At 48.1% G+C, this 23,080-nt stretch carries 23 protein-coding genes, 2 pseudogenes and 1 other annotated feature; of the genes and pseudogenes, 3 read left to right on the forward strand and 22 right to left on the reverse strand.

From position 1 onward, the window contains the following. Position 1: 1 nt before the first annotated feature. The 8 genes and pseudogenes from SGLY_RS15475 to SGLY_RS15505 form a co-directional block, all read right to left on the reverse strand. Positions 2–850 (reverse strand): energy-coupling factor ABC transporter ATP-binding protein, encoded by an 849-nt coding sequence (locus tag SGLY_RS15475; protein ID WP_013626127.1) that lies wholly within the window; start codon positions 848–850, stop codon positions 2–4. A gap of 4 nt (positions 851–854) precedes the next feature. Then, positions 855–1,424: a tryptophan transporter gene (locus SGLY_RS15480; RefSeq protein ID WP_148228154.1), complete on the reverse strand. Its 570-nt coding sequence runs from the start codon at positions 1,422–1,424 to the stop codon at positions 855–857. A 72-nt stretch (positions 1,425–1,496) separates the two neighbouring features. Continuing rightward, positions 1,497–1,776, reverse strand: a binding site (T-box leader). Positions 1,777–1,932: 156 nt separating this feature from the next. Continuing rightward, positions 1,933–3,084, reverse strand: coding sequence for a glycerate kinase family protein (locus tag SGLY_RS15485; protein WP_013626129.1), 1,152 nt, complete (start codon positions 3,082–3,084; stop codon positions 1,933–1,935). Positions 3,085–3,193: 109 nt separating this feature from the next. Continuing rightward, on the reverse strand, positions 3,194–4,087 hold the full coding sequence (garR, locus tag SGLY_RS15490; protein WP_013626130.1) for a 2-hydroxy-3-oxopropionate reductase: 894 nt from the start codon (positions 4,085–4,087) through the stop codon (positions 3,194–3,196). 86 nt (positions 4,088–4,173) lie between these two features. Beyond that, on the reverse strand, positions 4,174–4,959 hold the full coding sequence (locus SGLY_RS15495) for a hydroxypyruvate isomerase family protein (protein ID WP_013626131.1): 786 nt from the start codon (positions 4,957–4,959) through the stop codon (positions 4,174–4,176). A 192-nt stretch (positions 4,960–5,151) separates the two neighbouring features. After that, complete coding sequence (locus SGLY_RS15500) at positions 5,152–6,918, reverse strand: thiamine pyrophosphate-binding protein (RefSeq protein ID WP_013626132.1); 1,767 nt, start codon at positions 6,916–6,918, stop codon at positions 5,152–5,154. Between the two features lie 461 nt (positions 6,919–7,379). Next, positions 7,380–7,463, reverse strand: a pseudogene (locus SGLY_RS18685) (HTH domain-containing protein); the annotation flags it as partial. A 79-nt stretch (positions 7,464–7,542) separates the two neighbouring features. Beyond that, the gene (locus SGLY_RS15505; protein ID WP_013626133.1) at positions 7,543–8,103 is read right to left on the reverse strand and encodes a histidine phosphatase family protein; all 561 of its coding nucleotides are present in this window, start codon (positions 8,101–8,103) and stop codon (positions 7,543–7,545) included. A 243-nt stretch (positions 8,104–8,346) separates the two neighbouring features. Between SGLY_RS15505 and SGLY_RS15510 the strand changes: the two genes are divergently transcribed. Next, positions 8,347–9,804, forward strand: coding sequence for an MFS transporter (locus SGLY_RS15510; RefSeq protein ID WP_013626134.1), 1,458 nt, complete (start codon positions 8,347–8,349; stop codon positions 9,802–9,804). Positions 9,805–9,944: 140 nt separating this feature from the next. Here the strand turns inward: SGLY_RS15510 and SGLY_RS15515 are convergent, their stop codons facing one another. The 10 genes and pseudogenes from SGLY_RS15515 to SGLY_RS17685 form a co-directional block, all read right to left on the reverse strand. After that, positions 9,945–10,289: a hypothetical protein gene (locus tag SGLY_RS15515; RefSeq protein WP_013626135.1), complete on the reverse strand. Its 345-nt coding sequence runs from the start codon at positions 10,287–10,289 to the stop codon at positions 9,945–9,947. A gap of 57 nt (positions 10,290–10,346) precedes the next feature. Continuing rightward, the gene (locus tag SGLY_RS15520; protein WP_013626136.1) at positions 10,347–11,111 is read right to left on the reverse strand and encodes a peptidoglycan recognition protein family protein; all 765 of its coding nucleotides are present in this window, start codon (positions 11,109–11,111) and stop codon (positions 10,347–10,349) included. Between the two features lie 250 nt (positions 11,112–11,361). Beyond that, positions 11,362–11,970 carry an FmdE family protein gene (locus SGLY_RS15525; protein WP_013626137.1) on the reverse strand — a complete coding sequence of 203 codons (609 nt, stop codon included), beginning with the start codon at positions 11,968–11,970 and terminating at the stop codon, positions 11,362–11,364. Between the two features lie 20 nt (positions 11,971–11,990). Continuing rightward, positions 11,991–13,097, reverse strand: coding sequence for an iron ABC transporter substrate-binding protein (locus tag SGLY_RS15530; protein ID WP_013626138.1), 1,107 nt, complete (start codon positions 13,095–13,097; stop codon positions 11,991–11,993). A 66-nt stretch (positions 13,098–13,163) separates the two neighbouring features. After that, a complete protein-coding gene (locus SGLY_RS15535; protein WP_013626139.1) occupies positions 13,164–13,916 on the reverse strand; it encodes an ABC transporter ATP-binding protein in 753 nt (250 codons plus the stop codon). Further along, the gene (locus SGLY_RS15540) at positions 13,913–14,959 is read right to left on the reverse strand and encodes a FecCD family ABC transporter permease (protein ID WP_013626140.1); all 1,047 of its coding nucleotides are present in this window, start codon (positions 14,957–14,959) and stop codon (positions 13,913–13,915) included. The genes SGLY_RS15535 and SGLY_RS15540 overlap by 4 nt, the downstream gene beginning before the upstream one ends. Before the next feature lie 3 nt (positions 14,960–14,962). Further along, entirely contained in the window at positions 14,963–15,409 is a 447-nt protein-coding gene (gene tsaA / locus SGLY_RS17970) for a tRNA (N6-threonylcarbamoyladenosine(37)-N6)-methyltransferase TrmO (protein ID WP_013626141.1), read from the reverse strand. Positions 15,410–15,420: 11 nt separating this feature from the next. Continuing rightward, positions 15,421–16,023, reverse strand: a complete 603-nt coding sequence (locus tag SGLY_RS15550) for an ABC transporter ATP-binding protein (protein WP_013626142.1) — start codon at positions 16,021–16,023, stop codon at positions 15,421–15,423. Then, on the reverse strand, positions 16,013–16,942 hold the full coding sequence (locus SGLY_RS15555; protein WP_013626143.1) for an oligopeptide/dipeptide ABC transporter ATP-binding protein: 930 nt from the start codon (positions 16,940–16,942) through the stop codon (positions 16,013–16,015). Before SGLY_RS15555 ends, SGLY_RS15550 begins: the two co-directional genes overlap by 11 nt. A 26-nt stretch (positions 16,943–16,968) precedes the next feature. After that, positions 16,969–17,226: pseudogene (locus tag SGLY_RS17685) on the reverse strand (ABC transporter permease); the annotation flags it as partial. Between the two features lie 285 nt (positions 17,227–17,511). On the opposite strand from SGLY_RS17685, the gene SGLY_RS15565 reads away from it, so the two are divergent. After that, complete coding sequence (locus SGLY_RS15565; RefSeq protein ID WP_013626144.1) at positions 17,512–18,576, forward strand: FUSC family protein; 1,065 nt, start codon at positions 17,512–17,514, stop codon at positions 18,574–18,576. Between the two features lie 102 nt (positions 18,577–18,678). Here the strand turns inward: SGLY_RS15565 and SGLY_RS15570 are convergent, their stop codons facing one another. Beyond that, positions 18,679–19,311, reverse strand: coding sequence for a DedA family protein (locus tag SGLY_RS15570; protein ID WP_013626145.1), 633 nt, complete (start codon positions 19,309–19,311; stop codon positions 18,679–18,681). Positions 19,312–19,479: 168 nt separating this feature from the next. Here SGLY_RS15570 and SGLY_RS15575 point away from each other — a divergent pair, with 168 nt between their 5' ends. Beyond that, complete coding sequence (locus SGLY_RS15575) at positions 19,480–21,087, forward strand: Na/Pi cotransporter family protein (protein WP_013626146.1); 1,608 nt, start codon at positions 19,480–19,482, stop codon at positions 21,085–21,087. A gap of 50 nt (positions 21,088–21,137) precedes the next feature. Here SGLY_RS15575 and SGLY_RS15580 read toward each other — a convergent pair whose 3' ends face one another. Genes SGLY_RS15580 through queC form a run of 3 tightly spaced genes read right to left on the reverse strand, consistent with a single transcriptional unit; the run spans position 21,138 to position 22,814 of the window. Then, positions 21,138–21,734 (reverse strand): 7-carboxy-7-deazaguanine synthase QueE, encoded by a 597-nt coding sequence (locus SGLY_RS15580; RefSeq protein ID WP_169312033.1) that lies wholly within the window; start codon positions 21,732–21,734, stop codon positions 21,138–21,140. Continuing rightward, on the reverse strand, positions 21,727–22,113 hold the full coding sequence (queD, locus tag SGLY_RS15585; RefSeq protein ID WP_013626148.1) for a 6-carboxytetrahydropterin synthase QueD: 387 nt from the start codon (positions 22,111–22,113) through the stop codon (positions 21,727–21,729). The genes SGLY_RS15580 and queD overlap by 8 nt, the downstream gene beginning before the upstream one ends. Before the next feature lie 5 nt (positions 22,114–22,118). After that, on the reverse strand, positions 22,119–22,814 hold the full coding sequence (queC, locus tag SGLY_RS15590; RefSeq protein ID WP_013626149.1) for a 7-cyano-7-deazaguanine synthase QueC: 696 nt from the start codon (positions 22,812–22,814) through the stop codon (positions 22,119–22,121). Positions 22,815–23,080: the final 266 nt, after the last annotated feature.

Genomic DNA, 23,080 nt, shown 5'->3' on the forward strand with positions numbered 1-23,080 from the left:
ATTATCTCCCTTTATCCAAGATCTCAGCAAGAATACCGCACGCTTCCTCCTCAGAAACAGGTATGGAAGAATGATGGACTCCGACCCTCTTCAATAGGAAAAACAGCCGGGCGGCGGGCGGAACCTGCAAGCCGATTTCTTCTAAAATGTCCTGCTTCTCCAGAACATCCCTGCTGCCGCCTTCCAGGACAACAGAACCTTTATCCATAATCGCCAGCCTGTCACAGAACCTGAACAGGAGGTCCAGCTTTTGTTCAATGACCACGATCGTCATCCCATGTTTACGGTTTAAAGAAGTCAAAACATGAAATAATTCCAAAGAAGCCTGGGGATCCAATTCCGAGGTCGGTTCATCCATGATCAGAAGCTGCGGCCTCAAGGCCAATGCCGAAGCAATCGCGACACGCTGCTTTTGCCCTCCGGAAAGGCTCCAGATATTTGCCTGCCGCAGGTTGGAAATCCCTACCGCAGCCAGGCTTTCCGCGATCCTGACGTCCATCTCCTCTTTAGAAAAGCTCAGATTTTCCATACCAAAAACGATCTCATCTTCAACAACAGAGCTGACCAGCTGTGATTCCACATCCTGAAAAACACTCCCGGTCACAGAGCAAAGCTGATCAACCGGTGTTTCCATGATGTTCTTCCCGGCAATATAGATCTGGCCGCTAAAATCCCCTTCAATCAGGCGGGGAACGGCTCCGTTCAGGCACATGGCAAATGTCGACTTACCGGCCCCGGCAGGACCGGCGATTCCATAAAACTGTCCTTTTTCCACCTTCAGCCTGAGGCCGTCCAGCGCTTTTCCGGCAGAGCCCTGATAGGAAAAGGAAAGATCTTGCACATCGATCATCGGTCTATTTACCTGCCTCTTTAACGGAAGTTGTCTTTTTCCCCAAAGCAGCCATGATCGGTTCGTAAATCAACTGAGCGATAACCGCGTTGGCCAGGGCGGTCGTCAAGATTACCGTTAATAATCCCAGAAAGGCGGGGTTCTTTGCTGTCGCCACAAACAAAACAGCAAATTTCAAAATGCTGACATAGGTCAGGCCACTGGCCATCGTACCCAGCAAAGTGACGATAAAGGGCTTAAACGTGATCCGTCCTCTATTGAGCCCGGACAATCCCCTGACCAGGAAATAGGTTACGACAGCTCCGACCGGCTCACTGATAAAGTTAATATAGGGAATCATGGATTTCGTCGTGAAATGGCAAATAGCGGCGGCGACAATCCCGATTCCCAGCGCCTGTGCAAGGCTGGGCCGGACGATCAAAATAGCCAGAACGTACATACAAATCACAAAATTGGGGGTGATTCCAAAAATAGGCGGGCAGAAAACTCTAAGCACCGCGCCTGCGGCCAGGAGCGCCCCTACCAGAACAATATCGGTCGCAGAGAGGGTTTTCTTCATTGTTGTCGGCATCATCCATCGTTCCTTTCAGAATATAAATTTCATCAGTCCTAAAAAAATTAATGCAAAAAAAGCCACATCGCCAATTACTGGGGCGATATAGCTCGCGGTGCCACCCATTTCGGAAATCAAGCTTATCCGCTAAGCAGATTTCCCTCCTTCAAGGTACGCAACTCCGGCTCACACCGTTGTATCAATACCCTTCCCTGATAACGCCGGGACAGACGGCACAGGCTACTTGGGTCAACCCCTTTCACCCTGCTCCTCACAGAACCATTCACCGGATTCCTTTGTACCGGACCTTACACCGACCGCCGGCTCGCTTGACAAGTTTCCGCCAGTTACTTTTTCTGTTCATCGGATTTTACACTAAAATTTATCTCTATCATAGAGGGTCCTTATTGTTCTGTCAATACATTAATTTTTGGATAAAGAAACCGGAACACGCCCGTGAATAGAATGTGTTCCGGTTTTTTATTCCGGGCAATTGATAGCATATTCTCAAACGATATCCTCATCCAAATCAGAGTGATCTCATCTTAGCTCCGGCTGCCATCAGGCGTATGGCCATTTCCGCCGCCCTCACCGTAAGTTCCCGGCCCTCGGCCATCGCTTCATCCAGTGACATGGGACGGTTGACAATGGGGATAATGGCATTTAAGCCGTACTGATACAGGTCTTCCGCACCTTCCCCCACCGAACCGACTATGGCGATAACGGGCTTGCCTTGCTTTTGACCCCGGCTTGCCACTCCCATGGGCACTTTGCCGAAAGCAGACTGGGCATCCATCCTGCCTTCACCTGTGATAATCAGGTCTGCTTCCTCGGCCATCCGGTCAAATTCGATCGTTTCCAGGATTGCCTCGGTTCCTGACTTCAAAACCGCCCCGGTAAAAGCCATCAGCCCTCCGCCCAGTCCTCCGGCCGCGCCGGCCCCGGGAACATCTTTGATCTCTGTTCCGTTCTGCCGCTTAATGACTTCGGCCAGGTGACCGAGGCAACTGTCGAGATGGACCACCATTTCCGGAGTCGCCCCTTTTTGCGGACCATAGACAGCCGAGGCCCCTCTTGGGCCGCATAACGGATTGTCCACATCACACATGACGGTAATCTCCAGGTCACGAATCCTCTGATCTGCTCCGGAAAAATCGATCCGGTGCAAGGACAGCAGAGATCCTCCGCCCTCCGGGAGCTCCCGCTCGTTTTGATCGAGGAACCTGATTCCCAAGGCTCTGGCCATACCGGTCCCACCGTCATTAGTGGCGCTTCCGCCTATCCCGATCAGGATTCTGCGAATCCCGCGGTCCAGGGCGAGGGCGTATTTGATCAACTCCCCTGTTCCCCGGGTGGTGGTGATCAAGGGATTCCTCTTCTCCTTTGGAACAAGGGGCAGCCCGGAAGCCGCAGCCATTTCCATAACCGCGATTCCGCCTTGGATAATCCCAATTTTCGCTTGCACAGGATCACCTAAAGGGCCTGTTACCGTGTAAGTCAGATACTCGCCTTCACAGGCAATAACCATGGCCTCAACAGTACCTTCACCGCCATCGGCGATCGGAATGATCCTGACAGCAGCCTCGGGAATAACGTTTTTGATCCCGCCGGTTATTGCCTGGCCGACTTCCAAGCTGCTCAGACTTCCCTTAAATGAATCAGAAGCGATCAGTACTTTCATTCCTCAGCCCTCCAGGTAATCGAATGTCAACCCTATTCCTCTTCGTTTTATCCGAATTTTGCGGTTTCACTTCATTTTGCTTTGGGAAATCTATCCTGCCGGACGAAATTTAATTTTGTTTCCTGATCTCAACGTTGGCAAGCTTTTCATAGTAGAGAGCAAGGCCGCCATGGTCCTTGTCGCCGTGGCCGTCAACCTTGAGAGCCTGCATCATTTCCATTACTGAAGCGGAGAGCGGAAGAGGCACCCCTACTTCGTGACCGGTTTCCATAATATTGTTCAGATCCTTAATGTGCAGATTGATCCGGAAGCCCGGGTCAAATTTTCTGGCCATAACCAGCGGAGCTTTGGCATCGAGAACAGTGCTGCCGGCCAGTCCTCCTCTGATCGCCTGATAAACACTGTCCGGATCAACACCTGCTTTGGTCGCCAGGGTCAGAGCTTCGGACATCGCCGCGATGTTGACGGCAACAATGATCTGGTTGGCCAGCTTGGTCACATTGCCCGCACCGATATCGCCGCAAAGGACTGCGGAAGCACCCATGCATTTTAAGATCGGCAAGCTTTCGTCAAAGTCAGCCTGGGAACCCCCCACCATAATAGACAGGGTCCCGTCAATCGCCTTGGGCTCCCCGCCGCTGACGGGAGCATCAATGAACCGTATTCCCTGAGCAGCGAGTTTTTCACCGATTTCCCTGCTGACCAGCGGGGCAATAGAGCTCATATCGATAACAATGGAGCCTTTTTTCGCTCCTTCAAGCACTCCGTTTGCTCCAAGCACAACTTCCTTCACATGAGGTGAATTGGGCAGCATGGTGATAATGACCTCTGATTTCTCGGCGACCTCTTTGGAGGATGAAGCTGCCTGGGCCCCGGCCTGTACAACCTCTTCGACAACCTTTCCGTTATGATCAAAAACAACCAGCTCGTAACCTGCTTTGAGCAAATTCTTGCTCATGGGTTTACCCATAATGCCTAATCCAATAAAACCGATTTTTTTCACTGAGATATCCCCCTTAAGTTAATATAGATTGTTTTGTTGATGCGTATTTTGTTTTCAGATTATGTTTTGAGGCTGTATTGTCATCATTACAGCTTGTAACCGTAACTGCCCACCCAAGAAAGGGAATCCACAGTATCACCGGTTGGCTTGTATTCCATACCGATATACCCTTCATAGCCTTTTTGAGCAAGTGTTTCAAAAATCTCTTTGATTTTAATACTTCCCGTACCGGGCTGGTTACGTCCGGGATTGTCGGCAACCTGAACATGCCCGATTTTACTCAGGTATTTCTCAATGATTTCATCATGGTTCTCTTCTTCCTTATCCGCATGATAGATATCATATTGCAGGTAAATATTCGGTTCCTTGGCCAGCTCGATCACTTCCATGCCATGCTTGGTGGTATTAATCGTAAAACCGGGCATATCAATATGATTGATCGGCTCCACCATCAAATCAAGACCGGCTTTTTGAAATTCCCTGGCGGCATAAGCCAAATTATCGGCAATGTTGGTCAGAACCTCTTCTCTGCTGTAATTGCCCTTGACCATACCGCAAAGACAGTTGACTTTTTTGGTTCCCAGAATCCCGGCTGCTTCGACTGCTTTTCCTACGGAAGCCGTAAACTCCGCTTTTCTGTCCGGATCGGCTGCAAGCCCCCTGTCGCCGCCGGCCCAGTCGCCGGCAGGCAGGTTGAACAGAACCAGCTTAAGATTGTTCTTTTCCAGCTCTTCTTTCACCTGCGCAATGTCGAAATCATAAGGAAACATAAACTCGACATTTTTGAATCCGGCTTTGGCAGCCGCGGCAAACCTTTCCATAAAAGGATGCTCGTTAAAGAGGAAATTCAGGTTAGCGCTAAATTGTGGCATTTTTTTATAAACCCCCTAAATGATTATTTTCTCCTCAAAGAGAGGTAAGTCCTGCTTTCATCAATATCATTATATTTTTCTCCCGGAACGAAGACAAGCCCTTTACCAAAACTTTACACCGTTGTGTCAAAAAGAGCATCACGGATGGCCTGGCGTCAGCAGGCCGCCCGTGATTCTGCCTTGGATACCGGCTTAGAAAACTTCTTGAACACCGCCGATTGTGCCATCGGTCGAAACCGAACACATCGCCTGCGGATCAACCAGCAGCTCAATCAGATATGGTCTGCCGGAAGTAAAGGCTCTGTCCAGCGCTTCCCCAATTTTGTTGGGGTCCTGCACCTGCTCCGCGCCCAGACCAAATCCTTTCGCTACCGTCACAAAATCAATCCCCCGGTAATCCCCATTATTGCAATACTGCAGGTCTGTGGAAATCCAGCGTTTATCGAAAAACATATTTTGCTGCTGGCGGATCAGCCCCAACAGAGAATTGTTCAACAGGAAGACCACGATAGGAATATTGTGTTTAGCCGCTGTCGCCAAATCCCCGATCGACATCCCCAGACTGCCGTCCCCCAGGAGGTTGACACACTGTTTTTCCGGATAGGCCAGTTTTGCCGCCATCGCAGCCCCCAGCCCCCAGCCCATGTTGCCGGCGCGGCCGGTAATCAGGTAGCTTTTAGGCTCATAGGCCTCAAAGATCTGGGAAGAAAGAATCTGGCTGATTCCACAGTCGTGAGTCACTACCGCATCCCTGTCCAGATACTTTCTCAGCTCGGCAATCGCTCTTTGCGGCTTCATCGGGTACATGTCAAAATCAGTTCTGCGGGCATAGGCCTGTTTTTCTTCAGCCCTTTCTTTGATCTTCCATTTAAACGAAGTGCCCTGATCGCCGGTCCCCTGTTTGATCTCTTTGACCAACTCTGTCATAAAATTCTTCACATCGGCATGGATATTCAGATCAGCCTGAACAGATTTATTGAATCCCTCACTGTCAATATTGACCTGGATGAACCGGCGCTCTTTCGTAAACAAGCTCAGATTACCGGTCGTCCGGTCTGAGAAACGCCCCCCCAGATTGATCACCAGATCCGACTCCAGCAAGGTCTTATTGCCGTACGGAGAATTACAGATCGTTCCCACCATCCCCGCATAAAGAGCATGATCATTGGGAAAGCAGTCTTTGCCCATTAAGGTGGCAACCACGGGCACATTCAGGAGTTCAGCCAATTCTCTGAGCTCTTGATGAGCATTGCTCAGGTTTACTCCGCCGCCGACCATGATCACAGGCTTTTGGGCCTGCCTGATCATGGAAAGAGCGGACTGCACAGCCTGAGGCTCAACGGGCGGAGCTGACGGAATGTCTTCCTCGTCGTTCAGCCATTTTTCCAGATCAATACTCAGAACAGTCTTCTGGACATCGAGCGGCAGATCGAGCAGGACGGGACCCCTTTTGCCGGTCGTCGCCTTATTCCAGGCCTCTTTGATGATAAAAGGCATCTCAAAAGCCTGATCAACGAGATAAGCCGCTTTCGTCACAGGCTTAGCCATTTCTACTATAGGCGCTTCCTGGAAAGCGTCTTTGCCGATCAAAGCAACCGGGACCTGACCGGTTATGGCCAGCATCGGGGTCGCATCACCGTAGGCTCCGTACAGCCCAGTCAGGAAATTGGTTGCCCCCGGCCCGGAAGTGGCCGCACAGACAGCCATCTTCCCCGTCGCCCTGTAGTATCCGTCCGCCATAAACGCGGCCATTTGTTCATGCCTCACATTTATAGAGCGAATCGCCCCCTGCTCCCTTACCGCATCGTAAAAAGGCAGGATGGCCGCTCCCGGAATCCCAAAGAGATGTTCTACCCCCTTATGCTGCAAAAATCTGGCGAGCAGCTCAGCACAGGTGATTGTTGTCGCTCCTTCTTCATTAGCTGTTTTCTTTTCTTCTTTTTCTCCCCACAAAGCCATAACAAAACCTCCTTCGTTTCATATTGCAAAACATTGTTTCATAATTTCTTGTTTTTTATCTCAGCTAATGGCTTAGCTGATCTCTTCGGGATTTTTCATTCTTTTGTTTGTGTTTCGTCCAGGCACACTTTTTCTTATCTTCTTGTTTGTTTTATATCTTGAAACATCGTTTCATATAATTCTGATTTTTTTAAGCTGTTTCCAGCTAAATGATTGAAAAAGTATGATGGCTCTCCCATGATTTTTCTCTTTGTCCCTCGCTCCTTTATCGTTTCATTATCCGAAACTACGTTTCATTATTTTCAGTGTCTGAAAATATCATAATGCATCAAATACACGTTGTCAATAACAATTTTCCGCGTGATCTAAAAAAGGCGTGTGCTCTAAAAAATAAGCGAAACAATGAGAAAACGTTCCAAAGATCACAGGTCAAGCTGAGCGCCTTGGCCCGGCCAGTGTTTTCAGCCCTTGGGATCTGAAGGATTGGGGGTTTTAAACAGGTAATGCAGCATCATACTTGCTGTTGCCAGCTTATATTTTTTCTCTGATGATGCTTTTAGGGTTTCTCGTTTTTATATTATTCATGTCTTTGCTCCTCACATCGTTTATTCGGGCAAAGCCTCCTTAAGTAAGAATACAGAGCTCGGACCAAAGTTTGTTGTGAAAATCAATTTTGACACAGGTTCCGACATCAGGAATATAGAAGGCCTGATGAAAATAATAATACAGCAATGCGCCGATCACTCCCCCGTGGGTGACAATCAAAGCATTATCCTGCTGATAGGGCTGAAGAAAACCGGTTACCCTGTTCATACATTCAAGCAATGTCTCCCCATGGGGAGGAGCATATTGGTATGGGTCCTCCAGCCAGAGCTTCTGGTATTCTTCATCACAGGCCTTGATTTCATCAAAGGTCAGGCCCTCCCAGGAGCCAAAGTTCAATTCTCTGATCTGTTTGCTGACCACGAGCTTCAGCTTTTTTCCCTGCGCTACCTCTTCGGCGATCATCCGGCATCTTTGCAGATCGCTGGAGATTACCACAGCGAGATTTTCCAGGCCCCTGAGATAATCGATCATTTTTTCTTTCTGGACAAGCCCTTTTTCCGACAGCTCAATATCGTTCCATCCCTGGTACCTGCGCTGGAGGTTCCAGATGGTTTGAGGATGACGCACTAAATACCACATCTTTTTTCCCTCCTCATCAGATTTACCCATCAATCATAATGAATTGCGCGGGATTTATCAATATTATGGTCAGATTCATTTCTTCCCGCAGATCATTTCCTTCAATATTACTGCTTTATTCCCACTTTCCTTTTCATCTTATGCTATGGTCCATGATCGTGAGAAGGAGTAAAAAACATTTACTATGTCAATAATTTGATATCTGTTATAATTTCATTATTAATCGTAAAAGGAGTACTGCCTATGGACCAGCCACGAACAACACCAAACCCTTCGGCACCTGTTGAACCGCCTTTAAGCAAGAGACAGCGCAGCATTATCCTCTTCGCAGTGGCTGCCGGCACCTTTATGGCCCCTCTGGATTCCAGTGTGGTAAATATCGCCTTGCCAAGCATTGCCGCCCATTTTCAGGAATCGATGTCTACCGTGCAATGGGTAATCCTGGCCTACCTCCTGATCATCAGCAGCCTGTTATTGGCTTACGGACGTCTTGGCGACCTGTACGGCCATAAGAAAATCTATATGGCGGGCTTTGTTATTTTTACCCTCGGCTCGCTTTTTTGCGGGATAAGCTTTTCTGTCCACGCTTTGATTTTCTTCCGGGCTTTACAGGCGATCGGGGCCGGGATGCTGATGTCTATGGGTCCCGCTATTATTACAAATACCTCCCTGCCTCAGGAACGGGGCAAGTCCTTAGGGATTATCGCCATCTCCGTGTCGGTCGCCTTAAGTGTGGGGCCGGTGCTCGGCGGTTTCCTCACCGCTCAATTTGGCTGGCAAAGTATTTTTCTGATCAATATTCCTGTCGGGATAGCCGCCCTGGTCTTCAGCCACCTGGTCATCCCCAATTTAGACAGACGGCAGGCTCAGCCCTTCGATGCCAAAGGGGCTTTGCTGCTGTTCATCGCCTTGATCAGCATCTTATTCCCCTTAAACTATGCCGATAACCTGGGCTGGGCCAGCCCCGTGATCTGGGGCCTGCTGCTGGCCGGAATCATCCTTCTGGTCCTTTTTGTCCTTCTGGAAAAGAAAATCCCTTCGCCCATGATCGATCTCAGCCTGTTTACAAACCGTCTCTTTACCATGGGAAATCTTTCGGCCTTACTCAACTACATGGCCTTATTTTCCGTCACCTGGATCATGCCCTTTTACCTGCAGGAAATTAAGCATCTTTCCCCTTCCGCCGCGGGCCTGATGCTTATCCCCATGCCCTTGACCACGATGATTATCGCCCCCTTGAGCGGAAGCCTTTCCGATAAATTCGATACCCGCTATATCAGCTCTCTGGGCATGGGGGTAACCGCCATCGGCCTCTTTCTGCTCAGCAGGCTGGAGGCGGATTCCTCCACGATGTCCCTGATCCTTTCCTTCATGATCGTCGGATTGGGCTCCGGCATGTTCCAGGCCCCCAATAACAGCGCGGTTATGGGGACAGTAGCCCCCAACCGCCGGGGGATTGCCTCCAGTATGCTCGCCATGATGCGCAATATCGGCATGTCCTTTGGGGTGGCCATTTCCGGTGCTGTCTTTGCCCATACCTTAGCCTATCTCAACACCTCGTATTTTCGCAAGGGACTCTCCGGTGCGGAACTGACTGTACAGTCCTTTATCGGGGCCCTGCATATTACCTTTATTGTGGGGGCCTGTTTTGCCGCAGCAGCGATTTTCACTTCGTTTGTACGTGGTCCGTTAAGACCGTAAGCTACTTAAATAACAAAAACAGGGAGCGCCGGATCCTACTTCAAGTAGCAAACGGCGCTCCCTGTTTTTGACTGCCTCAACTGCTTTACGCTATTATTTCATTCTTTTGAACCAAGTAGCCTTTGTACAGGCGCTTTTTTTCACTGAATATTTGTTGTCCTGTCTGACCCTATGTCATATAGATATTTCTTTGCTTCCCGATAGAGGCTCTCGGCAATGATCTCAAACATCCGACAGGAAATAAAAATACGGACACTTGCCGGCAGTAAAGAGTAGCCTTTTTCGACAACAAAGCTAAATTTTTCCCCGCCATTTTGCAGGGCCAGGGTTTCAGCTTCTTTTTCTACCCTGAGCATTAAGGACAAAATGATTTGAACCGCTTGCTTTTTGCCTGTGATCGCAGTATAAGCAATAAAAAGAATCACAATAAATACAATGCCCACAAATTCTTTTAGATAGGGCAATAACTGCAATAATATTTCCATGGTTATTTTTCCTTCCCAGTATCTGAATGCTTCTTTGTTCCCCGCTTCCTTCGGAAATTACTTGTTCCCGCAAATATCCAATACTTTACGGCAGGTTTCATAGCGGTTTGATCCCGAAATCAAAATTGCACTGGAGACAGGTTTGTCAGACCCGCCGACGACATAAATATTTTCTGCCCCCTGAACTGTATCGTCTGTCAGCTGGTCCAGCAGAACAACCGGGGCTTTTAAATAATCAGCCAGGTACCCTGCCGCTCTTTCATCAGCGCCACGATTTGTAATGATAAGGTTTTTCATTTTCGCCACTCCTTTTTGCTTGATCAATTCCGTGATCTTACGATCAATCGCTTCCAGCAGGCTATCCCATGTCTCTCCAAACCTTTCCAAATACTGCATAGGATCGGTATGATTTGTCTCTTTATACATCAAAGAAATGCCACGGTGACTGTAGATGTTATTTTGGGCACTCCAGCCATATCTCACACAAGCGTCCGCCACCAGCCAGACTGTACGCTTCCAAACCTGAAGAAACTTTTCTATGCTGTTATCCGAAGGCTCACACATTTCCACCGATAGATACCTGCTGTTGGCTGCGGGTCCCGCATGCCAGGCCTGTTCGTTTTCGGGAACGGTCTGAATGATCTCCTGCCAATCTACAAAATAATGGGCCGACGCCTGGCGGTTGCCCGAGTTAAAATAGTCATGCTCATTTTGCGCTGTCGCTCCGGGAGTGTCTGTGGAATGGATAACAAATCCCTGCGGGCTCAATGCTTTATAGGAACGGTTATAGGAGATATCCATTTTTTTGACGGTATAATCCATAAACGGCACTTCCTTTTTGGGAGATACTATTATTTTATGCAGCCATCATCGTACTGATTGTATATACCAGATAAAAAAACCCGCAAGCAGCAGGAAAACTGTTGATGCCGTCCATTTGATCATCGTCAGGATTCCCTGGACGGCATTTTCTTCCCTGTTTCACCGCAAGATCAAAATTCAGAAAAGCTGCCCTGGGATTTTATGCTCAGGGCAGCTTCGTTTCCGATCAGATCGCTTTTTCACTTTTCAATTACCAACCTCGTGTATAACCGCAGTAACAATCCCCACACACAATTTGCCCGTCAACAAGTCTTGCCTTGGCTTCGGCAAAAGGCTCATGGCATTTTGCGCAAACAACCGTTTTGAACAGGCGGGCCTTTTCAATTACCGGCATAGGCACTTCATACAGATTAAACAAGCTCTCTGGCGGGGAATTCAAAAAATCGGCCGTTCTTTTTTTCTGAATGGTTTGCCACCTGGCCAGCTCTTCTTCACTTGCGCTGTGACTGACAATTTTCTGCCGAAGCTCGCTGAATGCCTTATCCTCTGCCATAGCGTCCGGCTTCATGATTACACGGACGGCTTTATTGTCTTTGCGGTTGGCAAGAGTCAGAGCCTGTTTGCCCGCATCTTTATAGATGAGGTTGCCTTTGCCCAATGTACATCCTGTCACAACTTGGACCGCGTCAACCCCGCAGGCATCCGTTTCCACTATGGCGAAAAGTTCTTCGTCTTCCGCTCTGGTCACACCCAGGGCCCTCATCGCCAGCAAGGATTCTTGATAACCGATTGCCAGTCCCATACATTCATGTCCATGAAATTCAATGCTCATTTCCCATTTTGATTTTGGTCTGCACATATTTTATCCTCCCAAAAATATTACTGCAGGGTCAGCTTCTTAAACCCGCCGAAATCCTCTGCCATCCGGGCATAAAGTTTTTCGCCCACAAAGGTCTGGTAAAGCTCGTCCGCCTTCTTCTCCGGCTCGATATCCTTGAATTGTTCCGGATAAAGCACTTTCCCGATATAATAAGCATCGGCAATCGCGGTTTCAATATTTGTCGTGTAATAATTATAGGGCATTTGAGAATAGACTTCGCCGTTTTTTACCGCGGCAAGGCTCTGGTAAAACTGAGGATTCTTTCGATAATCCTCTTGAACCATTGCGAAACCTGCTAGGTCCAGAAAAATTTTATCCGGATTCCAAGCGATCAGTTTTTCTTTATCCACCATGAATGATCCGCTTTTCCCTGCTTCATCCGCAACATTTTTGGCATGGACAGCTTCAAACAAGGAGTATTTGCCCTGGGTGCTTTCAATCCCATGGGTCCCTCTGGCTCCCAGTCCCCCAACATATGCTGTCGGTCTTTCGCTGTCAGGAATATTCTTGGTCCGCTCATCCAGATCCCCTCTGCATTTTTCGATATAGGCCGTCAGGTCCCGCGCTTTCTGCTCCTGGCCGCAAATTCGGCCGATCAGCTGCAGGGATTTGCTCACATCCTGATCAAATGCAGATGCTTTGCCATAGCTGACGGCCACCACCGGAATCCCTGTTTTGGCCTGTAAGGCATCGACTGCGGCTTGATCCGTTGTATAAGTGTCAAAGATCACATCCGGTTTAACCGCCAGGAGCTTTTCGGGATCAGGAGCATTGTTCGGTCCCCCCGGCCCGATCACAGGCAGCTCGGCCAGCGAGGGGTAAGCAAGGTAATACGCCCTTCCTGTCGGGCTGTCTTTTTCCATTTGTTCAATACCGACCAATTTACTGTCGCCATTAATATAACAATACAATCTTAAGGCCCCAGGTCCGATCGCGACCACCTTTTCTACCGGCGCGGTCAACTCAACCTGTCTGCCGAGCAGATCTTCAACTGTCATTTGACTCGTTGCGGCACTTTCAGTCCTGTTATGATTACTGCAGCCGTTGAGCATCAAGGTGACGAGCAGGAATAGGGCAAGCAGGGAAACGGCTGATTTCCTCCTCATTTTGTTTCTCCTTCCTGAATTCAGATTTTCCGGGAAATTTTCCTCTTCATCTGTGATTTCCATTGCTTACAATGGAACAACCACCGGCCTGTCTTGATATTTCCTGATGACCACCGGGACAGAATAAACGTTTTCAATATTTTCCGGGGTCATGACCTCCAGACCGCCTATCGCAAAGATTTTCCCTTCTTTAAGCAAAAGAAACTTATTGGCAAAGCGCAAGGCCAAGTTCAGATCATGCATTGTTACGATTGCCGCAATCTGTTGCTTCTTTACCACTGTTTTTATGATATTGATGACCTCAAGCTGATTCTTCAGATCAAGGTTGCTGGTAGGCTCGTCAAGCATAAGCAGATCAGGCTCCTGCGCCAAAGCTCTGGCTATCCATACCTTTTGGACCTCACCTCCGCTCAATTCATCAAGATACCTTAAAGCATAGTCCCCGAGCTCCAATGTATTGAGGACCCGCCGGGTAATTTCCAGATCCCCGGGACTGACATCCCATTTAATATAGGGTTTTCTGCCCATCAATACCGTATCAAAAACTGTACATCTTGTCCCTTCCTGTTTTTGGGCGACATAACCGACCCTCTTCGCCAATTCAACACGGCTTAAATGGGAAATCTCATCTTGATGAATGCAGACTGCACCGCCCCGCGGTTTTAAGACACGGTTAAGACATTTCAGCAAGGTGGACTTCCCTACCCCGTTCGTCCCCAATACCGCCAGACAATCGCCCTGATCAACGGAAAAATCAATATCCTGAAATACGAAATGACTGGGATATCGAAATTCCAATCCCCGTACATGCAAAATCATGTTGTCCGGTACCCCCTTGCCAAAAGATAGAGGAACAACGGTGCGCCCATAAAAGAAGTAATTGCGCCTACAGGCAAAACTATGGGGGAGATCATTGTCCTGGCCAGAGTATCCGATGCCAAAAGGAGTATCGCGCCCAAAAAAGTTGCTGCCGGGATCAAAAAACGGTGATCAGCGCCAACGATTCTCCGCATGATTTGCGGGGCGACCAGACCGATAAATCCGATAATGCCTAGAAAGGATACTGCTACAGCAGCGATCAGACAGGAAACAAACATTCCCTCCATGCGTACTCTTTCCACATTGACCCCTAATCCCTTGGCTGTTTCTTCTCCGCTGTTTATGGCATTGTAATCCCATCTCCGGAACATAAAGTAAGTAACCCCTATCCCTACCAGAAACGCCATGATGGAGACTTCCCGCCAGGAAGCCCTCCCCAGGTCGCCAAAGGTCCAGAAAACTACCGCCGCGACCTGGACATCCTGGGCAAAATACTGAATGAGAATCGTACCTGCCGTAAAAAGGGAGCCCAAGGCCACCCCGGCCAAAACCATAGCCTCAGGTGTAAATCCCCTCAGTTTGGATAAAAGCAGGATAATCAAGGTAGCCGCCATTGCGCATAGAAAAGCCGAAATTGTCACGATATAGGGATTATTAATCATTACGGCATCGGCATTCGTGCTCTGAATGCTTCCTGCGCCAAAACTAATAATCGCCATATTGGCTCCGAAAGCCGCCGCATTGGATATGCCCAAAGTGGAGGGAGAAGCCAGGGGGTTGCGCAGGTTATTCTGCATCACACAGCCTGCCGCAGCTAAGCCTGCACCCGCGATCATCCCGGCCAATACCCTGGGCAGACGAATGTTCCAGATCACAACATCAGATACACTGCTTCCTTTTCCTAAAATCGTCATGATTACCTGATACGGGTTCAACTCTGCCGATCCGGCATTGATTGCCAGCAAGGCCAATATGACCATTGACCCTGCCAGCAACAGAATGATCGCTTTTTTCCTGCCCGTATATTTTTGATAGCTATCCATACCTCATGCTTGGCCTTTCCTCTGCTTTTCCGGTATCCAGCCGATTTTCGCCCCCTCAATACTGTCTATCTCACTGGAATACGGTTTGATATCCAGCAAGAAGCTGCCGTCAATGGCATCAACCCCGCGTACCAATAAAGTGCTGCCTTTTCTTTGCACCAAATCAGCTGCACAAAAGGCTATCGGATTGGGCCTGGCCGGTGAACGGCAGGCAAAAACCCCCTTCACTTCCGGTCCAAAGGGTGTTGTCGTCTGTAAAAGATCCCTTTTGGAAAGATGTCCCCAGTAAAGAACAATGAGATGGGTTGCTTTTTCAATTCCTTGCAGTCCATCTATGTACTCAGAAAAGATTTCTATTTCTGATACGGCTTCAGACAAGCGCCCCTGACGCGGCGCATCTTTAGTTTCCTGATATGGACTGTGAATGATCCCGATCGGTTTAAGCTCCATAAGCCCTCCTGTCATTTTGCTTCCAGATCAATGATTCTTGTACATATCCGCTCGGCAAGCGCCTGGTTATGGGTGACCACCAGCAAGCCAAGCTTTCTTTCCTGAACCGCTCGCAAAAGATAGGTCCAGATCTGGGCCTGGGTGATCACATCCAGCATGGTGCTTATTTCATCGGCGATCAAAAATTTGGTCTTCGCCCCAAGGGCCCTGGCTATACAGAAACGCTGAAGCTCCCCTCCGGATAATTCATTGGGCCAGCGCTGCAGCCATTCTTCCTCGATTCCCATGGATTTCAGCAATTCCTGATCCACAGAACAGCCTTCAAATAAGGTATCCTTTAACTTCCATCTGGGATTGACCGCTTTTTCCGGATGCTGGTAGATCAGTTGCACCGGACAATATCCCTTCTTTGGCAAGGGCCTGCCCTCAAGCAAAATCTCTCCTGCCGCCGGACTTGCATATCCCGCCAGCAATTTAACTAAAGTACTTTTCCCATAACCGCTCGGAGCAATCAGACCAACTCTCTCCTCCTGCTCCATCTGGAAATGAAAATTCTTTAAAATCCACGGGCCTTTGCCGTAGCGAAAGCTGATGTTTCTGGCTTCAAGTCGCATGACAGCACCTCACCGTCCCACCGCGCAGCTCCTGAAAAGCAACCGGACGATTGCACTCCTCAGTCTTGATCTGACAGCGGGCAGCGAAAACACATCCCGATACTTTCCGTCCCGCATAGGGCTGAGACCCCGGTATCGCTTGAAAGCCATTTTGGGGCAAAGCATTCCATAACGCTTTGCTGTAAGGGTGCCTGAGGGCCTCCCTCCCTTGGATAAAATCAGCGACGGGTGCGACCTCCACCGTCGTCCCTCCATAAAATACCGCTATCCGGTCCGCAACCCGGCAGGCCAGATCAAGCTCATGCGTTATCAGCATGACAGACCGCCCTTCATCCGCCAAAGCCCGTAAATGGCGCATGGTTTCTTCCGCTACGGCCGGATGCAGTCCGGGGGTCGGTTCATCGGCGATAATCAGACCTGCTGCACCGATCACTGCCGTTGCCACCAGGACCCGCCTGGCCATCCCCCCTGACAATTGAAAAGGATACATCTCTTCCGTTTCCGAACCCAGCTGATATTTCTCAAATACTCTGCGCTGGGCTTCCGCGCTCCCGTTTGTCCCCCGGACTTGGGCCCCGATCTTCATCAAAGGGTCCAAATAAGTAACGGATTGAGGAACAAGAACCAGTTCTCTGCCGCGCAGCTTTTCCTGGCGGGAACTTGTTAATTCCCGGCCCCGGTATTTCAGGGAACCGCTTACCCTGGCGTTCGAGGGCAAAATACCCAAAATGGCGTGAGCCAGCAGGCTTTTGCCGGAACCGCTGGAACCGACAATCGCCAGGATTTCTCCTGCCTGAATTTGAATACTCAAGCTGGAGATCACCTCCAGTTCTCTTTGCCGGAGACCTTTTTCATATTGTCTGAAACTGACGGCCAGATTTTCTATTTCCAGAATCGGCGGTGTCCCGTCCTTAACCATTATCCTGTCCCCCTTTGCTTATCCCTTTATTCATGGGCCCGGTGAGGATCAATCAGCAGCCTGAGGTTTTCCCCCAGGACATCAAATAACAAGACCAGTAAGAGTAAAGCCAGCCCCGGGAAGAAAGCCAGCCACCACATGCCCATCGACAGATATTTCATCGATTCCGACAAAATCACCCCGATCGCCGGCATCTGGACAGGCAGGCCAAAGCCCAAAAAGGTGATTGCGGCTTCATGCAAAATTGCGTGGGGAAATAACAGAATCAGCCCGACGGCAAATTGGATAATTTGTTTGCTGCAGCCATTGTTAAAATATCAAATCAAGCACATTCCCACAATCCTGACGGGGGGGATAAAAACTAACGAGGTTCCCTGGCCTATAGACTGATCAGGCCTTTTGTCTTAAAATGAACTTGTTAAATAAAATTTAAAAAAAATACATTATTTTTAACCAAAACCATATTGCTAAACCTTTTCATAACTAGTTAAAATAAGTATCAGGCAACCGTTAAACCTACCCGGTTTAAATCTGGTTTCAATTATAGAAACAATGAGTGAGGGATAATCATGTTCATTGGCGCACGCATTATTAAAACAGGCTTGGCAATTACCTTGACCATATTCATCTGTAAGTATTTGCATGTTGAAGCTGTTCTTTTTGCTACGGCCACTGCCGCTGTGAATATGCAGCCGACGGTAAACAAATCTATCCGAAACGCCTGGGAGCAGGTCGCCGTCCATGTGATCGGAATCATCATTGCCGTAGGCTTCGGCCTGACTTTAGGCACAGGTCCTTTTATCATCGGTCTGGCCGTTATTGTCATGCTGACCATAACAACCAGTCTCAAGCTGGCCCAAAATCTGGACTTAGGCGCTCTGGCCGTTATCTTGATTCTGGAATCCTCGCCCGACCATTTTCTGGCCGATGTTCAACTGCACGCTTCCGCTATTTTTATCGGCTTGGGTGTTGCTCTGCTTGTGAACAGGATTCTTGCTCCCCCCAAATTCAAGAAACAGCTTAACGAGGAACTTTACACCATTTTCCAGGAGACTTCTATTTATTTTTTAGGCAGTCTGAATTCTTTTGTCAATTCCCATTCCCTTGAATCCTATACTTTACGCGAGCCTGTGGAACTAAAAGCAAAATTGGAAAGAGTGATGCAAACCTATGAGCATGCCAGAGAAGAATTTACGGAAAAAGATAATCCCTTATTCTTCGAGCGGATGCTGGAAGTAAACAGGGGCTTTATTGAACGGGGGATGAGCATTAACGAAATGACCTGTCAGCGGGTCAAAAGAAGACTGGCTCCCGATTCCCCACTCCAGATCCGGGAAGTAAGCCCGGAATTCACTCAGGTGCTCCACGCGCTTTCCGTCGGGGAAACCAGATTGGCCCAGCTTGTGCGGGATATGGTCAACGGCATGCGGGAAGGGCTTTATTTTGGTTCCTATGAGGATTGCGACGAATATTGGATGATGTTTGATCAGGCGCTTGACGAGTGGCAAACTACGGTCAAGGGGGTCTTCTATTTAAGAGCTTTGATGGAGATATCCGTGGTTGCGACCGAGATGCGCTGGGCCCACCGGAGAATGCGGAGCTTGCATGAAATCAGAAGCAATCACAAAGCCTAGTTTGGGCAAAGGGTCTCTGAAGTATTTTTAGCGATAAATATAACCAGTTGAGCTTGATCGCTCAGCTGGTTGTCCTTTTGTTCCCTATAACGGGTATTCCTATTATTTTTTGACAGAATGATCTTTTTTTATGGTATACTGCTTAACAATAACTATCATGATGATAAGAGCAATCCCACCTATCACGATATACTCAAACTTATGGAATATGGGCCGAATGATGGTGGCGTAATTCTGCCCAAACTTAAATCCCAGATAAATCAGGAGAGCATTCCAGGGAATCATACCGATGAAGGAAAAAATCAAAAACTTTTTAAAATCCAGTTTTGCGATACCGGCAGGCAGGGAAATAAATGTTCTGATCACCGGCAGGAGTCTGCCGAAAAATACTGCGGACGCACCATATTTTAAAAAGGTTTTTTCAGCCAAGTGGAAATGCTTCAGGGAAACAAAGAAGTACTTTCCATAGTTCAGGATGAACGGTCTTCCTCCATAATAGCCGATCAGATACGCGATGATCGATCCCACCATACTTCCAACTGCGGCAGCAATATTTACCCCCAGCAGAGAAATCCCCCGTCCTCCCAGAACCATGTTCCCTCCCAGGGGAAGGACAATCTCACTCGGAAGGGGTATGCAGGCGCTTTCCAGCATCATCCCTAAAGCAACACCCATATATCCCAATGAATTGATGATCGCTACAATCTGTCTCACAATCTCCTCAAATAAGACCATAATGTTCTCCCTTATCTTTTTATTGATTCATGGTTCTCAAATGGTTGATTCTGAATAAGCTTTAAATCAGTCCATTTGATTCTACCTTTGATTGAGCCTCAACGTCAAGAGAACCTTTCCAATAAATTCTATTTAGTTTATACTGCTGATGGCAAGGGAGGGATTCGGATGACAATTACCCTAAATATGGTTGCTCAGCTTTTGGGAGGACTTGGTCTATTTTTCTACGGAGTCAATACTCTGGCGGACGGACTTCAAAAATTGGCCGCCAATAAATTAAGAAATATCCTTGAGTCCTTAACCCGCAATTCCTTTTCAGCGGCCATATTTGGTACGGCCATGACCATAGTCCTGCAAAGCAGTGCCGCTTCCACCGTAATGGTCGTCGAGTTTGTCAACTCGGGCTTATTGTCGCTTACCCAGGCTCTGGGGATTTCTTTGGGTTCTTCTTTAGGGACATATGTTCTGATTAAATTGATTTCATTTCCGTTCATTGATTTTGCTTTAATCCTGATTTTTATTGGGTTTATTTCGTTTTTGATCATGAAGAGTGTTAAAGCCAGAAGAGCCGGTCAGTCTTTAATCGGGTTCGGTTGTGTTTTTATTGGCATGAGCTTTATGTCCGGCGCTTTCTCCCCCTTAAAAAATATGCCCGGAGTCTATAGCTTTCTTCATCATTTCGGCTCAATTCCTATCCTGGGCATCTTGGCCGGGCTTGTTCTGACCGCTTTAATGCAAAGCAGCTCCGCCTTTCTGGCCGTAATGATTTCTTTGGCCAATAACGGGCTTCTTTCCATTCAAGCGATCATTGCGCTGGTTATGGGCGCGCATATCGGAGGCACGATGACCACTCTCCTTTCCTCTTTGGGAACAGAGAAGGTCGACGCTTTGCGGGTTGCTTTAGCCAACAGTCTTTACCGGATCATCGCGGCAGTCCTGCTCATGCCCTTTTCTGCTGAATTCGCGCGCTTTATTCAATGGACCACTCCTGATTTAGCTGGAGAAGTGGCCAATGCCTACCTCTTCTCGACCCTTTTCATCGTGATCTTATTCCTGCCGTTTAATCATATTCTGGCCAGAGTGCTGATCAGATTTGTCCGCAGCGCGAAAAGGGAAGCGAAAGAAATCAGACTGAAATACATGACCAAGGCTTCCCTGGAAATTCCGACGATTGCCCTGAATCAGGCCGGTCAGGAAATCAGGTGGCAAGGGCAAAAAATCCTTGAGCACATGTATGAGCTGCTTCCCCGTACGATCTCCACCGGAGATCCCCGCTGGATAACTGAGATTGAGGAAACAGAGAAAGAAATTGATCAATATTATATGCTCATCGCCAAATACCTGGCATCCCTCTTTAATCAAAGCATGACTCAGGACCAAATCGTCCGCACCCATAATTACCAGCTTATCGCCAAAGAATGGGAATATCTGGCCGACCGGATTATCGTGATGGCCAGATTTATTCAGAAACTGTATTCTGACGGAACGGTGATTCCTCCCGAAGACTTGGAAAGATTTCACCATCTTTATTCCACTGTGTCAAAGAATTTCCTTGATTTGCTGCTCCTGCTGGATACCAGAGACCATACCCTGCTGTCCCGGATCACATCGGTTCACGATGAAATTACCGAGTTGTATAAAACCCTTCAGATTGGTACGGTATGTGATCATGAAGAAGACTTTACCTCTGAGAAAAACATCATGTTGGACCTTTACAACTTGTTATTCAGAATCAGCGAGCACCTGAAAAATATCGCCACAATGATCAATGACTGATGGGACGATCAAAACTGCGGAACCTTCCGAGGGCGCACGGCGGGGACTTTTCAGCGAACCCCGATCAGTTTGTGCAATTGCAGGGTGAGCCGGCAAAAAGGGTATTGAGCTACTATGCTCAGGGCTTTTTTGATCATTTCGGACCGGACATTTTCAGGAGAAAGAAAAATATTCGGACATGAGTTGAACTCAAGCTGAGCGAGAATATCCGCTGAAAAATCTTCATCTACCACAAACTTATATTCATTTGCTTTACTTTTGATTGAAGGCTGGACAAGATATCCGCTTTCTTTTTTGGGAGATACGGTAATCCATGCCTCTTGAGGATAGGACTCTTTCCATGGCTGGGTCCCGTTTGTTTCAATATGGACCTTCTTTCCGGCAGCCTTCAAGCTCTCAAGCAATGCTGTCAGGTCGTGCAATAACGGTTCCCCGCCTGTGAGGATAACCCGTTCAGAGTGAACCGCGGCCAAAATCTCATCCGCGGTCATTTTCTCCGGCTTCCCCTCCCAAGTCCCTTTGCTGTCACACCACGCGCATCTCAGATTGCATTGCTGTAAACGGACAAAGCTAGCGGCCGCTCCCGTCCAGTAACCTTCTCCCTGAATACTGTCAAAAATCTCGTGAACAGGGTACTCCTTACTCACCAATATCACCTTCATGAATTTCCACATAAGATGTGGGTGTTTCATAGAGCCGGATAAATTTAACGGGAATATTGGCCGCCAGTAAGGTCTTCATCATCCAGAGAGCGATATTTTCCGAAGTAGGCCTGAACGATACAAGCTCATTGATATACTGATGGTCCAGCTTATCGATTATTTTTTCTTTTATTGCCTGCTTCAATTTGACAAAATCCCACACCATGCCGTCATCGGCCGCTCCGGCCTCATTTTTCACCGGTCCATAAATACCGACCTGGAGCTTATAGGTATGCCCGTGGAGATTTTGGCATAGGCCCTGATAGCCCTCCAGCCTGTGAGCGGCATCAAATGTAAATTCTTTTACTATTGTTGCTTTCGCCATAAAATTTACCTCTGTTCATATTCAATGGGGTCTCGTATATTGTTTTCCTGAAAAGCCTGCAGCCTGCCGACACAGGTTGAGCAGACACCACAGGCTTTTTCCTGTCCATTATAACAGCTCCAGGTTAGTTCAAAAGGAGCATTGACCGTGATCCCCAGCGCTACAATATCCTTTTTGGTCAGCCATTGCAGAGGGGTCACCAGACGAACCTTCAGATAAGAGCCGATATAAATGGCGCTGGCCATCGAGCCGTTGAATTCCGGAGTACAGTCCGGATACGCCCAGTTCCGGGCATCCTCGGCATGAGCCCCGTAGAATATGGTATCGGCCTCTTTTACCAGAGCCACAGTGGTCGCCACAGACAGAAAGTTGGCATTGCGGAAGGGCACATAGGTCGGAGAAATTCCATAGGCCTGGCTCAATTCTTCATAAGTCATTTCCGGATTTGGTTTATCGGGATCAACCAGAGTAGAACCGGCTCCCCGGAAAATGTCGGGCAAACTTTCGGTGTAATGCTCCGGTATTCCCAAGTGTTCACAGACTGCTTCGGCTGACTTAATCTCCCTGGCATGCTTCTGTCCATAGAAAAGAGTCAGGGCAATGACATTCTCCGCGCCAAATTCACGGCATGCCAGAACCGCGCATATTGTACTGTCCAGCCCTCCGCTCAGGAGGACGACTGCTTTGCGTTTTTTTTCCATAAAACGAAATATCCCTCTTTACTGTATTTTGCCTAAGGGTTCTCAATGATTTCATCTTATCATAAATAAAAGTATATTCTCAAGTTTCAGCCGAAACTACTCTTAACCTGTATTTTACCTTAAACAAAAGAAACCTTATAATAAAAGGTTTATCTTTGTTTTAGAACATGGCACAAGACAATTAGAAATATTTGCAAAATGGGAGTATAATACATTTATAAACTTGCTTTTATCTTAGACGGGAAAGCAAACTACTGAGAGGTAAC

The organism is Syntrophobotulus glycolicus DSM 8271 (assembly GCF_000190635.1).
Classification (GTDB): domain Bacteria; phylum Bacillota; class Desulfitobacteriia; order Desulfitobacteriales; family Syntrophobotulaceae; genus Syntrophobotulus; species Syntrophobotulus glycolicus.

What these genes read in the sequence shown, in the direction of transcription:
- SGLY_RS15475 (WP_013626127.1), bottom strand. Translation starts at nt 850, where the DNA reads ATGATCGATGTGCAAGATCTTTCCTTTTCCTATCAGGGCTCTGCCGGA.
- SGLY_RS15480 (WP_148228154.1), bottom strand. Translation starts at nt 1,424, where the DNA reads ATGATGCCGACAACAATGAAGAAAACCCTCTCTGCGACCGATATTGTT.
- SGLY_RS15485 (WP_013626129.1), bottom strand. Translation starts at nt 3,084, where the DNA reads ATGAAAGTACTGATCGCTTCTGATTCATTTAAGGGAAGTCTGAGCAGC.
- SGLY_RS15495 (WP_013626131.1), bottom strand. Translation starts at nt 4,959, where the DNA reads ATGCCACAATTTAGCGCTAACCTGAATTTCCTCTTTAACGAGCATCCT.
- SGLY_RS15500 (WP_013626132.1), bottom strand. Translation starts at nt 6,918, where the DNA reads ATGGCTTTGTGGGGAGAAAAAGAAGAAAAGAAAACAGCTAATGAAGAA.
- SGLY_RS15505 (WP_013626133.1), bottom strand. Translation starts at nt 8,103, where the DNA reads ATGTGGTATTTAGTGCGTCATCCTCAAACCATCTGGAACCTCCAGCGC.
- SGLY_RS15510 (WP_013626134.1), top strand. Translation starts at nt 8,347, where the DNA reads ATGGACCAGCCACGAACAACACCAAACCCTTCGGCACCTGTTGAACCG.
- SGLY_RS15515 (WP_013626135.1), bottom strand. Translation starts at nt 10,289, where the DNA reads ATGGAAATATTATTGCAGTTATTGCCCTATCTAAAAGAATTTGTGGGC.
- SGLY_RS15520 (WP_013626136.1), bottom strand. Translation starts at nt 11,111, where the DNA reads ATGGATTATACCGTCAAAAAAATGGATATCTCCTATAACCGTTCCTAT.
- SGLY_RS15525 (WP_013626137.1), bottom strand. Translation starts at nt 11,970, where the DNA reads ATGTGCAGACCAAAATCAAAATGGGAAATGAGCATTGAATTTCATGGA.
- SGLY_RS15530 (WP_013626138.1), bottom strand. Translation starts at nt 13,097, where the DNA reads ATGAGGAGGAAATCAGCCGTTTCCCTGCTTGCCCTATTCCTGCTCGTC.
- SGLY_RS15535 (WP_013626139.1), bottom strand. Translation starts at nt 13,916, where the DNA reads ATGATTTTGCATGTACGGGGATTGGAATTTCGATATCCCAGTCATTTC.
- SGLY_RS15540 (WP_013626140.1), bottom strand. Translation starts at nt 14,959, where the DNA reads ATGGATAGCTATCAAAAATATACGGGCAGGAAAAAAGCGATCATTCTG.
- tsaA (WP_013626141.1), bottom strand. Translation starts at nt 15,409, where the DNA reads ATGGAGCTTAAACCGATCGGGATCATTCACAGTCCATATCAGGAAACT.
- SGLY_RS15550 (WP_013626142.1), bottom strand. Translation starts at nt 16,023, where the DNA reads ATGCGACTTGAAGCCAGAAACATCAGCTTTCGCTACGGCAAAGGCCCG.
- SGLY_RS15555 (WP_013626143.1), bottom strand. Translation starts at nt 16,942, where the DNA reads ATGGTTAAGGACGGGACACCGCCGATTCTGGAAATAGAAAATCTGGCC.
- SGLY_RS15565 (WP_013626144.1), top strand. Translation starts at nt 17,512, where the DNA reads ATGTTCATTGGCGCACGCATTATTAAAACAGGCTTGGCAATTACCTTG.
- SGLY_RS15570 (WP_013626145.1), bottom strand. Translation starts at nt 19,311, where the DNA reads ATGGTCTTATTTGAGGAGATTGTGAGACAGATTGTAGCGATCATCAAT.
- SGLY_RS15575 (WP_013626146.1), top strand. Translation starts at nt 19,480, where the DNA reads ATGACAATTACCCTAAATATGGTTGCTCAGCTTTTGGGAGGACTTGGT.
- queD (WP_013626148.1), bottom strand. Translation starts at nt 22,113, where the DNA reads ATGGCGAAAGCAACAATAGTAAAAGAATTTACATTTGATGCCGCTCAC.
- queC (WP_013626149.1), bottom strand. Translation starts at nt 22,814, where the DNA reads ATGGAAAAAAAACGCAAAGCAGTCGTCCTCCTGAGCGGAGGGCTGGAC.